General features: G+C 29.9%; 11 protein-coding genes. 9 read left to right on the forward strand and 2 right to left on the reverse strand.

All coding sequences use genetic code 11. From position 1 onward, the window contains the following. The first annotated feature begins 83 nt into the window (after positions 1-83). The 4 genes from AC3ATN_RS02940 to AC3ATN_RS02955 are packed head-to-tail and all read left to right on the forward strand — an operon-like array spanning position 84 to position 7,288. Positions 84-4,349, forward strand: coding sequence for a translocation/assembly module TamB domain-containing protein (locus AC3ATN_RS02940; protein ID WP_487531741.1), 4,266 nt, complete (start codon positions 84-86; stop codon positions 4,347-4,349). 58 nt (positions 4,350-4,407) lie between these two features. Continuing rightward, positions 4,408-5,394, forward strand: coding sequence for a 6-phosphofructokinase (gene pfkA, locus AC3ATN_RS02945; protein ID WP_487531804.1), 987 nt, complete (start codon positions 4,408-4,410; stop codon positions 5,392-5,394). A gap of 29 nt (positions 5,395-5,423) precedes the next feature. Continuing rightward, positions 5,424-6,422, forward strand: a complete 999-nt coding sequence (gap, locus tag AC3ATN_RS02950; protein WP_487531742.1) for a type I glyceraldehyde-3-phosphate dehydrogenase — start codon at positions 5,424-5,426, stop codon at positions 6,420-6,422. Positions 6,423-6,424: 2 nt separating this feature from the next. Then, the gene (locus AC3ATN_RS02955; RefSeq protein ID WP_487531743.1) at positions 6,425-7,288 is read left to right on the forward strand and encodes an N-acetylglucosamine kinase; all 864 of its coding nucleotides are present in this window, start codon (positions 6,425-6,427) and stop codon (positions 7,286-7,288) included. On the opposite strand, the gene AC3ATN_RS02960 is transcribed toward AC3ATN_RS02955, so the two are convergent. Both AC3ATN_RS02960 and AC3ATN_RS02965 read right to left on the reverse strand, forming a co-directional pair. After that, entirely contained in the window at positions 7,289-7,669 is a 381-nt protein-coding gene (locus AC3ATN_RS02960; RefSeq protein ID WP_487531744.1) for a Rid family detoxifying hydrolase, read from the reverse strand. It abuts the gene before it with no gap. Between the two features lie 6 nt (positions 7,670-7,675). Next, entirely contained in the window at positions 7,676-10,204 is a 2,529-nt protein-coding gene (locus AC3ATN_RS02965; RefSeq protein ID WP_487531745.1) for a putative LPS assembly protein LptD, read from the reverse strand. A 179-nt stretch (positions 10,205-10,383) separates the two neighbouring features. On the opposite strand from AC3ATN_RS02965, the gene AC3ATN_RS02970 reads away from it, so the two are divergent. The 5 genes from AC3ATN_RS02970 to AC3ATN_RS02990 are packed head-to-tail and all read left to right on the forward strand — an operon-like array spanning position 10,384 to position 15,038. Further along, complete coding sequence (locus AC3ATN_RS02970) at positions 10,384-11,487, forward strand: N-acetylmuramoyl-L-alanine amidase family protein (protein ID WP_487531746.1); 1,104 nt, start codon at positions 10,384-10,386, stop codon at positions 11,485-11,487. Between the two features lie 38 nt (positions 11,488-11,525). Continuing rightward, positions 11,526-12,461, forward strand: a complete 936-nt coding sequence (locus AC3ATN_RS02975; RefSeq protein ID WP_487531747.1) for an MlaD family protein — start codon at positions 11,526-11,528, stop codon at positions 12,459-12,461. 11 nt (positions 12,462-12,472) lie between these two features. Continuing rightward, a complete protein-coding gene (locus AC3ATN_RS02980) occupies positions 12,473-13,798 on the forward strand; it encodes a 4Fe-4S dicluster domain-containing protein (protein ID WP_487531748.1) in 1,326 nt (441 codons plus the stop codon). A 6-nt stretch (positions 13,799-13,804) separates the two neighbouring features. Beyond that, complete coding sequence (locus tag AC3ATN_RS02985) at positions 13,805-14,248, forward strand: LNS2 domain-containing protein (protein ID WP_487531749.1); 444 nt, start codon at positions 13,805-13,807, stop codon at positions 14,246-14,248. Between the two features lie 10 nt (positions 14,249-14,258). Then, a complete protein-coding gene (locus tag AC3ATN_RS02990) occupies positions 14,259-15,038 on the forward strand; it encodes a (Fe-S)-binding protein (RefSeq protein ID WP_487531750.1) in 780 nt (259 codons plus the stop codon). Position 15,039: the final 1 nt, after the last annotated feature.

The raw sequence follows: 15,039 nt of genomic DNA on the forward strand, positions 1-15,039 counted from the left end.
GACAAAAATAAACGATTAACATCAAACAGAGATATAAAATTTTAATTGGAATGTTGACTTTGCTAATTTTATTAGTGGTGTCTATGTTTTATATACTCAAAAAAGAAAGTATTCAAGATAAAATCGTACAAAGTTTAACAAATAAAATAAGAGAAAAATATAATTTAGATATAAGTATACGATCAGCTAAAATTTCATTTGAAAATGGTATCACAATGAGTGATATCTTATTAAATGATCACCAAAAGGATACACTCTTATACATAAATAAATTAAAAACGAACTTTAATTCAGTTGAAAAATTTTTTGAAAGTGAGGTTAGGTTTTCCTTTTTGGATATAGATGGGATGATTTTTAAAATCATAAAACACCCTAATGATGACATCAATAATTTACAATTATTTTTACAAAGTTTAAACTTAAAAATTGATGAATCCAAGTTCTCACCGATTATATCAATTTCTTCTTTAAAAATTATAAATAGTGAAATAAGATACCTAAATGAGGAAGGATCTTATAAAATAGCTTCACTAAAATCAAATAATTTTATTTATGGACCTGATTTTATTGAAATACCCTTCATTGACGGGGAATTAAATATTCCACAGATTAATTCATTTTCCTTTAAATCTAATTCATTGAAATATTTAGGGTGCTCAATATTAATTGATAATTATTCATTAGTATCTAAAAAGGGTTCTTTCTCAGGAGATATTGAATATATCAACTCTGAAGGGAATTTATCTAGTTATTTTAAAAAATCAAAAATAATATCTAGGCATAAAATTTTTGAGTTTCAGCCATCAAAATCTTTATACAAGTTGGATTCGACATTAAAAATTTCAGGTGAATTAGACTTAATCGGATCACTCGATTCAATAAACATTAAAAATGCAATATTTGATTTTGGGTTTTCAAAATTAAATACTGATTTACAAATTTTAAATATGTTTTCTGATAATAAAAGATCATTCAAGGGATATTTGGGGATTGATAGTCTTCAGTTAAAAAATTTAAATAATATTTTTAAAACTACAATCCCACAATTGAAATACTTCAATGATAAAAGTATAAAAACACTAGATATAACTGGTTTATATTCGAATAATAAATGGAATTTAAATTCAAATATTGAAAGTGATTTTGGAAGTTTTGAAATTGAATTAAATAAAAATGATGCAGTTGATAAGAATTTAATTTCTGTAGATGTTAAGAACCTTAACCTATTAAAATTTAGCAATTTAATACCAGAAGGTTTTGTTTCAGCAAGCATAGTGGTTGAATTAAAAGATAGAGTTTTTGATTGGAGTATTGATGAAGGATATTTTTTTAAGAAAAAGTATAATCATATAAATTTTAAAGCAAAAGGAATAGGGGATTTTGAAAAAGGAGAAATTTCATGGATGACAAGTTCATTTAACACATATACGGGTTTGTCAATTCCTAATGGTGATCTGGAATACGATCTTTCTGAAAAAATAAAAAAGATAAGTTCAGAAATTGATTTGAAGTCATATAATTTATCAAATATTAATAAAAAGATTGGAGGAGGTAAGGCGATTGTTAGTGGTATTTTTAAAAGTAAAATTGAAGGTAAATCTGTTGATGATGCTTCAATTTTTCTGACAGTTCAAAACTTAAAGCTGGAACACAATAATGGGGTTTTGAATTCACCTGATTTTTATTTAAATAGCACAAGAAACGAAGGATTACGCAATTTTTCCGTAATAAATTCCTCAATAGATTCTTCTTGGTTATCTGGAGAAGCGATTGGTGATTTTGACATAACTAAAATAGATCTTTTGGTCAATAATGCTTTATCAGAAACCTTTCCAGTTATTCCAAAATTAAAACTACTCTCAGATCAGGAATTGAAATTCGATTTTACTTTATCTAAAGATTTAGTAAACATTCTAAATACTGATATTCAAAGTACAGAAGATTTTAAGCTTAGCGGATATCTTAGTAACAATCAATTCGAATCTTATTTAGATATTGAAATTCCCTTTTTTCAATTCCAAGATTTTTTTACTCAAGGCATAAAGATAAATATTAACAACAAGTCTAGTAATAAGGAAAGTAAACTACTTATTAACAAGATCATATACCAAAATTATAATTTGGAAAAATTTTCATTGGGTAGTAAAAAAATAAACGAAAAATTATCATTTAATATTGGTTTAAATTCGATAAATAATGGTAGTGATGGATTTAATTTAAACTTTATTGTTGATAATGTAAATAAAAATAAAAGGATGTTTCACTTATCGGAATCTTCAATTATTTACAATAAAAACAAATGGGTATTAAAGGAGTCAGAAAATAATCCAATTGTGTATGATTATTCAGACACTTCTTTTAAAGTTGATAATTTTTTTATATCCTCGGGTGTCTCAGAAGTTATGGTAAATGGAGTTTATTCTGGAATAGAAGATTTTGATTTAAATTTTGATTTTAAAAACACAAATTTTAGTCAGTTTTTACCGCAAAACCAAAATTTTAATACTGAAGGCATGTTTAACTCAAATTGGGATATTAAAAACACTAATAACGACAACTCTTTAAATGGATATTTAAAATCCTCAGATATATTTATAAATAATGTTTTAGTTGGTGAGTTTGACTTGAAAATAGGAGGAAATACAAAGTTCAATTCGTATTCCATGTCATGGGATTTAATTAATAAAGACATTAAAACTTTTTCAGGGTTAGGTAACTTGATATATAATAATATTTCTTCTAAACTTGATCTGGATATTTCATTTTCAAATTTTGATATTTCTTTTTATTCATCCCCTGGTAGTAAATCTATTTCTAATATTCAAGGAGATTTAAATGGTGAACTTAATATTTGGGGAGATTTGAATAATCTTCAAAATACAGGATCAATTAATTTAAATAATGCAAGTTTTTCAATTCCTTACTTAAATACTACCTATGACCTATCTAGCAATACACAGCTTAATTTCAATAATAGGGTCATTGAGTTTCAATCCACTAAAATATTTGACTCACTTTTTGAAACAGAAGCAGATGTTCAAGCTAAATTTTCACATACAAATTTCAAAGAATGGCTAATGGACTTATCTCTTGACTCAGAAGGGTTTTTGTTGCTAAATAAAAAAGAAACTTCTGACGCTTTATTTTATGGACAGGGCTTAATAGCTGGTGATATTTCACTTAAAGGTCCTATTAAAAACCTTCAGCTTGAGTTGGTTGGATCAACTGCAAAAGGCACATCAATAAAAATTCCATTAAAGGATACTCAAGAAATCACAGATATTTCTTTTATCAAATTTGTAGATAAAAACACTAAGAAAAAATCGAATGAATTAAGGAAGAAACAACCACTAATTGAAGAAATTAAAGGTTTGGAAATGCGTTTTGAATTAGATATAAATAAAAATGCATTAGTTGAAATTGTAATAGACCAATCTTCTGGAAGCTATTTAAATGGTATGGGAGTTGGAAATTTATTGATGGAATCTAATACTAATGGGAAGTTTAACATGTGGGGTGATTTTACAACTTCTGATGGGATTTATAATTTTAAAAACTTAGGACTTTTAGATAAAAAATTTAATTTAAAAGAAGGTGGGACAATTGTATGGGATGGTGATCCTTTTGGAGCTCAAATGGATTTAAATGCTTTATATCAAGTTCCTGGTGGAGCAAATCCAGCAATTTTGTTGGATAATCCAAATTTCAATAAGAAAATCCCAACTGAAGTTGGTATTCATTTACAAGGAAACTTACTTAAGCCTGATAATCCAATTTTTGAAATATTTTTCCCTAATACAAGTACTGCTTTAGTTTCTGAAATTAATTATCGATTAGCTGATCCGCAAATAAGTCAACTTCAGTCAATATCCCTTCTTTCTCAGGGAATATTTATAAATGAGATAGGTCTATCTGTCGAGGGAATCACAAATAACTTATATGAAAAGGCATCTGATATTTTCACCTCTATGATAGGAGATAATGATGAAAAACTTAAAGTTGGTATTAATTATTTACAAGGAGATAGAAATTCAGAATTAGATATATATTCTGAAGATAGATTAGGGGTAACTCTTTCAACGCAGGTAAGTGATAAAATTCTCATTAATGGAAAAATTGGTGTTCCTATAGGTGGAGTTAATGAAACTATGATTGTTGGAGATGTTCAAATTGATTTTATTTTAAATGAAGACGGTACATTAAAGGCAAAAGTTTTTAATAAGGAAAACGAATTTCGTTATATTGGAGATAAGTTGGGTTACACTCAGGGAATGGGAATTTCATATAATGTTGATTTTAATACTTTTAAAGAGTTGATGAGTATTATAATTAAAAACAATAGTAATTGAACCATGATATTTAACTAAAAGTAGTTTTTTTTATGACATCAAGAATGGTTAAATTTACATAATGAAAAAAATTAAGAAAATTGGTGTTTTAACCTCTGGAGGAGATGCTCCTGGCATGAATGCCGCAGTAAGAGCAGTTGTTAGATCGAGTGTTTATAACGGTATAGAGTGTTTTGGTATATATAAGGGTTACCAAGGAATGATGGAAGGTTCGATTAAAAAATTAAACGCCAGAAGTGTTAACAATATAATTAATAAGGGAGGGACCGTACTTAAGACCGCAAGATGTAAAGAGTTTTATGAAAAAGAAGGAAGAAAAATAGCTTACGAAAAGATTAAAGAATACGACATTGATGCTTTAGTGATAATTGGTGGTGACGGTTCTTTTACTGGTGCAATTCTTTTTAATAAAGAACATGATATTCCAATTATTGGAATACCAGGCACAATTGATAATGATATCTCTGGTACTAGTTTTACCATTGGTTTTGATACAGCACTCAATACTGTGGTAGATGCAATAGACAAAATTAGAGATACTGCAATATCTCATAATCGATTATTTATAGTTGAGGTTATGGGAAGAGATGCAGGTCATATTGCCCTAAATGCTGGAATTGGAGCCGGAGCAGAAGAAATCTTAATTCCTGAGGAAGATATGGGACTGGATAGGCTTTTAGAATCTCTTAAGAAAAGTCAAAAGTCTGGAAAATCTTCAAGTATAGTAATGATAGCCGAAGGAGATAAGACAGGTAAAAATGTTTTTGAAATCGCTTCTTATGTTGAAAATAACATGCCTGAATATGAAGTAAGAGTTTCTGTTTTAGGTCATATCCAAAGAGGGGGAGCACCCTCTTGTTTTGATCGTGTTTTAGCTTCTAGGATGGGAGTACATGCAGTTGACTCTCTTTTAAATGGAACGTATAACGTTATGGTTGGTATAAAAGATGACCTTATGGTTTTAAGTCCTTTAAAAGAAGCTATAAAAGGTCAAACAGAGATAAATAAAAATTTAATTCGTGTTTCGGAAATACTTTCCATATAGTTTATATAAATTTTAATAAAAAAAATAATATGTCTTTAAGAATAGGAATAAATGGTTTTGGTCGAATTGGAAGAATGGTTTTTCGTTCTGCCATTGAACAAGATGATATCGAAATTGTAGCTATTAATGATTTATTAGAAATTAATCATTTAGCATATTTATTAAAGTATGACTCTGTTCATGGAAATTTTACTGGAACCGTAGAAATAGATGGTAATTGTTTAGTTGTTAATAACAAGCCCGTTTTAATTACTGCTGAGCGAAATCCTGAAGATATTCCATGGGGATCAATGAAAACAGATATAGTGGCAGAATGTACAGGTATTTTTACATCTATCGAAATGGCTAATCTTCATATTAAGGGTGGTGCCAAGAAAGTAGTAATTTCAGCGCCTTCTCCTGATGCTCCAATGTTTGTTATGGGGGTCAACCATGAAAATATTAAACCAGGTGATTTGATCGTTTCAAACGCTTCATGTACAACCAATTGTTTAGCCCCAATAGCTAAGGTGTTAAATGATAGTTTTGGAATTAAAGAAGGACTTATGACGACTGTTCACGCTGCAACAGCAACACAATTTGTGGTTGATGGACCTTCTAAAAAAGATTATAGGGCAGGTAGAAGTTCACTAATTAATATTATACCTGCGTCAACAGGTGCAGCCAAGGCAGTCGGTAAAGTAATCCCTGAATTAGAGGGTAAATTGACTGGAATGTCATTTCGTGTTCCTACTGCAAATGTCTCAGTTGTTGACTTAACAGTTAAACTTTCTAATAAAACTTCCTATGAAGAAATCAAGGCTGAGATGTTAAAGGCCTCAAAAAATAATTTAAAAGGTATTTTAGGGTATACCGATGAACCTGTTGCTTCTCAAGATTTTATTGGTGATTCAAGAACATCTATTTTTGATGCAGGAGCCGGAATGGAATTAAATAATAGTTTTTTCAAAATTATATCCTGGTATGATAATGAATGTGGTTATTCCAATAAGCTCATCGATTTAGCTCGATATATAAAACAAATTTAATTATGATTTTAGTTGTAGATAGTGGTTCAACTAAGACCGATTGGATATCTATTAATGATAAAGGTTCTGTATTGTTTTCAACTCAAACTCTCGGATTAAATCCTCAAGTTTTATCAAACTCCATATTAAAAGAAAGAATAATTAACAACTACGATTTATATCAAAATAGAAGTTTAGTCACTAAACTTTTTTTTTATGGTGCTGGATGTGGTGTTAGTTCATCATCAAAAAGGATTGAGAAGATTTTTAGAGAAATTTTTATAAATGCTGATCTAGACATTAAGGAGGACACTTATGCAGCTGTATATTCGATTTTTAATCCAGGGGAGCCCTCTATTGTTTGTATATTAGGTACAGGATCAAATTGTTCTTATTATAATGGTATTGATGTTGAACAAAGGATAGTTTCTTTAGGCTATGTTCTAATGGATGAAGCAAGTGGTAACTTTTTTGGAAAACAATTAATTAGGAGTTATTTTTTTAAAGAAATGTCTGAAGAATATTCAAAAGCATTTGAAAAAGAATTCGAACTTGATCCAGATATTATAAAAGAAAATATTTATAGAAAAGAAAATCCAAATACTTACTTAGCAACTTTTGCTAAGTTTCTTATTGACAGAAAAAGTCATCCCCTTATGAAAGGAATTATAAATAAAGGACTTAGGCGCTTTATTGAACATCAGATACTACAGTTTGAAAACTGTAAAGAGATTCCAATTCATTTTGTAGGGTCTATAGCATTTTATCTTCAAGATGAGATAAAAAGTACATTAATCGAGTATGACCTGAATATCGGAAGTGTTGTTAAAAGACCCATAGATGGTCTTTTGAGTTATCATAAATCAAAAATTGATAATTTAATTTAATTATTCGTGAGCTATCATACTTATCTCAACTCTGACATTTTTAGGTAATGTTTTTACAGCTACAGTTTCTCTTGCTGGAGCATTCTCATTCTTAAAAAATTCACCATACACTTCATTTACATTTTGAAAATTATCCATATTATCAAGAAAAATTGATGTTTTAACAACATTTTCAAAATTCATATTTGCAGCTTTTAAGACTGCTTTTAGGTTAATCATTACTTGATTTACTTCTTTTTTAATATCATTTTGAATTAGATCCATTTTTGGTGTTAATGGAATTTGGCCAGATAAATATAAAACCCCATTTACCTTAACTGCTTGATTGTATGGGCCAATTGGTAGAGGTGCATCTTTAGTTAATATAATTTTTTTTTTCATAATTATTTAATTTAGTTTTCTATCAGGTTCTCTGTTTTTTTCATATTTAATATCGCTCAATAGTCCGGATTTGATTCCAATAAAAAAGTTCCATGATGCTCGATTAGAAAATGGGACCCAATCAAAGCTCATTCTCCAGCTTTTTAAATCCCTATCAAAACCCAAGGATGTATATGTGAATCCTTTCCCTTTAAAATCATAACCAGATGATGCAGAAACTTGCCACTTAGGCGTTAATGTTACATTAGAACTAAACATAAGAGAATTATTTGATATTTCTCTTTGCTGAGATCTGTTATTGTATGTAAATGACCAAGCAAGTTTAAAATCCCAAGGTATTTGAGTTTTATAAAAGGGATATTTACTCTCGGATTGAGTTTCTTTAAATTGATTCATTCTTCTTCCATCTAATTTCACTGCTCTTCCAAATAATCCATCGTTTCTTCCTCCACTAGAAGCTGTCTCCTTATCCTCAGATTCTTCTTCTTTCTCTTTTTTTGATTCAGTTTTAAAATCTTTATTAGATATTGAATAGTTCATATTGATATTGGCACTCGTCATTCTTAAAAAAGAACCACCTGTTTTAAAATTGAAAGCTGCGTATCTCCTTTTGTTTTCATCTAAAGCATATGGATCAAAAGTAGCTCCAAGGTTCATGTTTAATTTATTATTTAAAGCTGTAAATCCAGTTGACATTCGAATTGGAGACCAGTTTAAAGAGTCAGCAGCAACATTATAGCTTGTTGAAAAATTTAGATTATTAAGGAGTTTCACTTTTTTTGGATCAGTTTTGGTTGTGTCTTTATCGGTTACTTTCGCTTCAAATGAGTTGTTAACTGTTATGCCTATATTACTAGAAAAGGAATTACTTGGAGCTCCAAATAATCCTTCTGCAAACCTTGTGTAGGATGCAGTATTTCCATCAGCATCTATTATGTATGTGTCATAATATTGGTCTTCAAAACTTGGATTATAGCTGTAGGATATATTAGGCCTTATAGTATGCCTAATTGATTGAATTTTTTTATCATCACCAAAATTAAAAGTACCATAGATTGTAGTTCCAATACTTGAGTTAAAATTATATGTTCTGAAAGCATCAAATTTTCTAATTGTATCCTTGATCGCAGTTTCTGTTTCTTCGTTATAATTATATCTTATTGTTTGTGGAGTCCAAACTTCTTTATAGGCACTCCCTACTGAAACACTCAGATGTTTTAATAACTTAAAATTTGTGCTTATTGGAATATTATGTACCATTCCTGATCTAGCCTCTTTGAACATATCTGATTTAAATAGATTATCTTCTGTTGTAATAATTCTGTTCTCTGCTCTTGAAGTATATTGAAAATTAATATTTTGTAAAATTCCTTTTTTCCCTCCCTCTTTTGGTTCAAAGGGAAAAATTCTTTCCATATTTGCTTGTAGAGTAGGTAGGGTTAAATTAACATTTTTAGTTTGTGAGTTTTGAGACATTGCTGAAGTTAGAGATACATTAACTCTTGGAGATCCCGGAAAAGTTTTAGAATAAGAAATAGAAGAACTTAAGTTGTTATTTAGAAAATTGGGGTTATTTAATTGGTTTACAGATTGTTGATAATAATCACTACTCCCAAAATTTACAGAAGCTGAAAATGTCGAGTAAGGGGATGCTTTGGCCTCTTTACTGTGAGACCATCTAAAGTTAAATACTGTAGATTTGGAATATCCAGATAGACCCCTTTCTCCACTAACTAAATTTTCATATCTAAAACTCAAATCTCCATTATAATTATACATTTTTCTATATTGTGTATCTCCTCTAAAACCATAACTTCCGTTTGTGTAATAATCTCCAATTATGGCAAGATTAAAATAATCAGATAAATTAAAATAATACCCTCCGTTTTGAATTGCGTACCCTCTATTATTATTTTCTCCTATCGAAGGGAATATAAATCCGGATGACTGGTTTTGAGTTGTTGGAAAATAGGCAAATGGAAGCATCAGTGGAGTTGGGACATCTGCAATATACATATTTGTGAATCCAGTTACGATTTTTCCTCCAGGGACAAGTTTACCTTTTCTAACTCTGAAATAATAATCAGCATCATCTAGCTCTCCTCCAGTAGTTACTTTTGCATCTTTAATATAGTAAACTGAATCATTTTGTTTTTTGGTGTAGTTTGAATAAACGTTCATTCCACCTTGATCAGTTTTAGAATTCCATATTAGTGCTTTTTGAGTATCAAAGTTATATCGAATTGAGTCTGGATTAATTTCATTTGGACCTTGTTTAAAAAAAGGGAATTGAACAAGTGTACCGCTTGTATCTATAATTCTTCCTGCATAAACTTCTTTCTTTTTGTAATCAAGAACTATTATTCCAGATCTTAGAATTATATCTCCATAATATAATTCAGCTTTGTTATACAACGATATTTTATTTTCTTTCTTATTAATTCTTACTGAATCTTGAGCCTTATAAGTAATAATGTCGAGTAGGAGTGGTTCTTTGATTTTAATGCTATCATTGATTTCAGTTTTTTCAACCAAAATTTCTTTTAACTTTAGTGAGTCGGTCTGTCCGTAGAAAGCCAAGCTCCATAAAAATATAAACAATAATGATGTATAACTAAACTTTGACCGCAAGATGAAACCTCTTAAATTTGTATGAACCAACATTCAAAATTAAGAATATTTTAGAGTTCTATTGATAAATTAACGTTAATGAAATGAAAATCTTACAACTAAATTTATTTATAGTTTTAATAATTCCCTGGTTAATTCAGTTTAATCATCAAAAAACTCTATCTAAAGAATTTATTGTTGTTCTTGATGCAGGACATGGGGGTCATGATATTGGAAACAATGGGAATGGCTATCTAGAAAAAGAAATTGCACTGACAATTACTCTTGAAATTGGTAAGATATTATCTAAAGACAGTGAAATTAAAGTTATTTATACACGGAAAAAAGATAAGTACATTGAACTTAATAAGCGGGCTCAAATTGCTAATGATGCTGATGCTGATTTATTTGTATCTGTTCATTGTGATGCGTTTACGTCATCTAAGGCTTTTGGTGCAGGAACTTTTGTTTTAGGATTACATGAAAATGATCGAAACTTTCAAATAGCTCAAAAAGAAAATTCTGTAATATTTATGGAAGATGATTATGAAAAAAAATATGATGGTTTTGACCCTAATAATCCCGAGTCGGTCATAAGTCTTTTACTAATGCAGGAAGAGTATTTACAACAGAGTATCTCTGCCGCAACATTCATTCAAAACAGTTTTGTAGATATTCTAGGAAGAAAAGACAGAACGGTCAAACAAGCAGGTTTTTTAGTTTTAAGAAATACATATATGCCCAGTGTTTTAGTGGAGACAGGTTTTTTAACAAATAAAAAGGAGGGAGCATACTTAAAATCTTTAAGGGGGCAAATGTCGATTGCTAAAGCTGTTTCAGCTGCAATAATTGATTATAAAAACAATTTGAACCAATCCACAGAACAAATAAATATTTTGGACAGTAAAATTACATCTAATACTAAGGTAATTCCATCATATACTGAGAATACAGTTTCTTATAAAATTCAAATATCTGCTAGTAAAAATAAAATTGACACCAAGCCCTATAATTTCAATGGATTATATCCGATAACTAGAATAAAAAGTGAAAATATTTACAGATATTATTTCGGTAGTTATAAAAAAAATAGAGATGCTAAAAAGGAATTAAAAAAAGTAAAAAGTAAAGGTTATAAATCTGCTTTTGTAGTTCCATTTTTAAATGGGGATATTATTTCAATGAGGGAAGCAAAAAAAAATGAATAAAATATTAAATCACAATTTAATTTAATTAATTTTATAAAATGATCAAATATTCAAAAGAAATTAAATCGTTTTTACTTGTAGCTATTGGCATTTTGATTTTTGTTTTTGGTTATAATTTTCTAAAGGGACAATCTGTATTCAAAACTCAAAAGATAATATATGCTGTTTATCCCGAGATTGAGGGTTTGATCCCAGGTGCAAAAGTTACGTTAAATGGTTTATCAATAGGTTCAGTATCCAAAGCCGATTTCCTCCCGGGCTCAACTAAAGTTCTGATTACTATGAATATTCGTGGTGATGTACCTTTTTCTAGTTCTAGCGAGGCAGTTTTATATGAGGCGGGGCTGATAGGAGGTAAAGCTATTTCCATTTTACCTAAACTCGACCCTGACAGACCTCTAATGTCAGGAGATACTTTAAAATCCTTTGTAAAACCAGGATTTACAGAACTTGTTAATCGACAAATTGCTCCTCTACAAGAAAAAATAGAAAGTACTTTAACAAGTGTAGATTCTCTATTTGTAGGTATTAGTAACGTATTAAATGAAGACACACAAAATAACTTAAAAAATACTCTTAAAAACCTAAGTATTTCTCTTGAAAACATTAATAGCGCATCTATTGTTTTGTCTGATCTTTTAATTTCTAATCAAAATAACTTTTCGACTACTATGAGTAACTTATCTGTGACCTCTTCTAATCTTTCAACAATAACTGATTCGCTGTCTTCAATTAATTTTAATCGTACAGTTAGACAGTACGAAGTTGTTGCTAATAATATTAACAATATACTTATCTCTTTGGAGTCCGGCGAAGGATCAGCCGGAAAGTTTTTGAAAAACGACTCTGTTTACGACAGATTAAATGATGCGGCAACTTCTCTGGAGTTTCTTTTAAAAGATTTAAAGGAAAATCCCAAACGTTACGTGCAATTTTCAATTTTTGGAAAGAATGAAAAGTCTAAAAATAATTAATAGATTTTCTTATGATATTAATACCAAACATCATTTTTTCAATTATTTTTATTTTATCAATTGTTTTCTTTATTTTAAATATTAAAAAAATAATAAATAATATTAGTCTAGGAAAAGATATAGACAGGACTGATCGCGTTAAAGAGAGGTGGAGTAATATGATTCTTTTAGCGTTAGGTCAGTCAAAGATGATTCACAGGCCTGTTTCAGGAATTTTACATATAATAGTTTACATTGGTTTTATTTTGATTAATATTGAATTACTTGAGATTATAGTAGATGGAATATTAGGAACTCACAGGGTTTTTGCTCCTTATCTCGGTAAATTTTATAATGTTTTAATAGGATCTTTTGAAATTCTTGCCTTTCTGGTGATTATTTCAGTAGTCCTTTTTTGGATTCGAAGAAATGTGTTGAAGTTAGAAAGATTTATGAAACCTGAAATGAAGGGCTGGCCAAAAAATGATGCTGATTTTATCCTTTATTTTGAAATTGTTTTGATGTTTTTGTTCTTATCCATGAATGCAACAGATGGTTTATTACAGAACTTAAACACCCCCAACTATCTGAAGGCTGGAGCTTTTCCTATTTCAATATATTTACATCCCTTATATGATGGTTTTTCGCAGTCAAGTTTAATACTATTGGAACGAACTTTTTGGTGGTTACACATAATAGGAATTTTAATATTTGCAAATTATTTATACTATTCAAAACATCTTCACATATTACTGGCATTCCCAAATACTTTTTATGCTAATCTTGATTCTAGAGGTAAACTATCAAATAACGCCAATGTAACCAAAGAGGTAAAGTTAATGATGGATCCAAATATTGATCCCTTTTCAGTTCTACCTTCTGAATCTCCAACAGAAAAATTTGGAGTTTCTGATGTTACAGATATGAATTGGGTTCAATTACTTAATGCTTATACATGTACAGAGTGTGGAAGATGTACAAGTGAGTGTCCAGCAAATCAAACTGGGAAAAAACTATCACCTCGGAAAATTATGATGGATACAAGAGACAGGTTAGTTGAGGTTGGTGATGGTTTGAGGAAAAATAAGGGAAAATTAATTCCTGATGGAAAAGAATTACTCAATGATTATATTTCATCAGAGGAGTTATGGGCTTGCACATCTTGTAATGCGTGTGTTGAAGCCTGCCCTATTGGAATTGATCCTTTATCTATTATTATGGATATGCGTCAGTATTTAGTTATGGAGAAATCATCAGCTCCTGGAGATCTGAATAACATGATGAGTAATATTGAAAATAACGGAGCACCATGGCCCTTTAGTAATCAAGATAGGTTATTATGGGTAAACGAAAATTAAATTTTTATGAAAAAAGAAGACGTTGAAAATTATTTACATAAAAAGATAGAAGAAGGAGAAATTGTTAGTCCAGTTTTACCAGAGGGTGTTAAAAACTATTTAATTGATATTGATGGAACAATATGTGACGATATTCCAAATGAAGAGCCGGAAAGAATGGCTACTGCTATAGTTTATCCTGACGCTTTGGTGACTCTAAATAGTTGGTATGACCAAGGCCATTTAATTTGTTTTTTTACTTCAAGAGTAGAATCTCATAGAAAAGTTACATCTGATTGGTTAAAGGAGAATGGTTTTAAATATCACAGCCTTTTAATGGGGAAACCAAGAGGTGGTAACTATCATTGGGTAGATAATCATTTAGTTAAGGCTACAAGATATAATGGAAAATTTACTGATTTAGTCGAAAAAGAAGTGACGATTGAAGTTTTTGATGATGAAAAACCTTAAACATTAAGAAATGGAAATACCCACTTTAGCCGAAATGACTGCCGAAGGAAAAAAACCTGATGTTCTTTTCTGGGTTGGATGTTCTGGTAGTTTTGATGAAAGGGCAAAAAAAATAACTAAGGCATTTGTCAAAATATTAAATAATTCAGGAGTTTCATTTGCAGTTCTTGGATCTGAAGAAAGTTGTACTGGAGATCCTGCAAAAAGATCAGGTAATGAATTTTTATTTCAAATGCAGGCTATTTCAAATATTGAGACCATGAATGCCTATGAGGTTACAAAAATAGTCACAACATGTCCACATTGTTTTAATACTCTTAAAAATGAATATCCTGAATTAGGTGGAAATTATCATGTTGAGCACCATACACAATTTCTTAAAAAACTTCTTGATGAAGGAAAAATGACTCTTGAAGGCGGTAGTTTTAAAGGTAAAAGAATAACATTTCACGATCCTTGCTACCTAGGAAGAGCAAACAAAGTTTATGAAGCACCTAGAGAATTAATTAAGAAGCTGGATGCAGAGTTAGTAGAAATGAAAAGTTGTAAATCAAAAGGTTTATGTTGTGGAGCAGGAGGTGCTCAGATGTTTAAAGAGCCTGAGCATGGAAATAAAGACATTAACATTGAAAGAACTGAGCAGGCTATTGAAGTTAAACCTGATATAATTGCTGCTGGATGTCCTTTTTGTAATACCATGATGACTGATGGTTTAAAGAGTAAGGATAAAGAGAATTCGATAACTGTTAGAGATATCGCCGAATTAATTGCTGAAGCTGAAGACTTATAAT

The organism is Candidatus Marivariicella sp. (assembly GCF_983056325.1).

Excerpts from the sequence above, each read along its gene's own strand:
- AC3ATN_RS02980 (WP_487531748.1), top strand. The coding sequence starts at position 12,473 with ATGATATTAATACCAAACATCATTTTTTCAATTATTTTTATTTTATCA.
- AC3ATN_RS02970 (WP_487531746.1), top strand. The coding sequence starts at position 10,384 with ATGAAAATCTTACAACTAAATTTATTTATAGTTTTAATAATTCCCTGG.
- AC3ATN_RS02955 (WP_487531743.1), top strand. The coding sequence starts at position 6,425 with ATGATTTTAGTTGTAGATAGTGGTTCAACTAAGACCGATTGGATATCT.
- AC3ATN_RS02985 (WP_487531749.1), top strand. The coding sequence starts at position 13,805 with ATGAAAAAAGAAGACGTTGAAAATTATTTACATAAAAAGATAGAAGAA.
- AC3ATN_RS02940 (WP_487531741.1), top strand. The coding sequence starts at position 84 with ATGTTTTATATACTCAAAAAAGAAAGTATTCAAGATAAAATCGTACAA.
- AC3ATN_RS02990 (WP_487531750.1), top strand. The coding sequence starts at position 14,259 with ATGGAAATACCCACTTTAGCCGAAATGACTGCCGAAGGAAAAAAACCT.
- gap (WP_487531742.1), top strand. The coding sequence starts at position 5,424 with ATGTCTTTAAGAATAGGAATAAATGGTTTTGGTCGAATTGGAAGAATG.
- AC3ATN_RS02960 (WP_487531744.1), bottom strand. The coding sequence starts at position 7,669 with ATGAAAAAAAAAATTATATTAACTAAAGATGCACCTCTACCAATTGGC.
- AC3ATN_RS02975 (WP_487531747.1), top strand. The coding sequence starts at position 11,526 with ATGATCAAATATTCAAAAGAAATTAAATCGTTTTTACTTGTAGCTATT.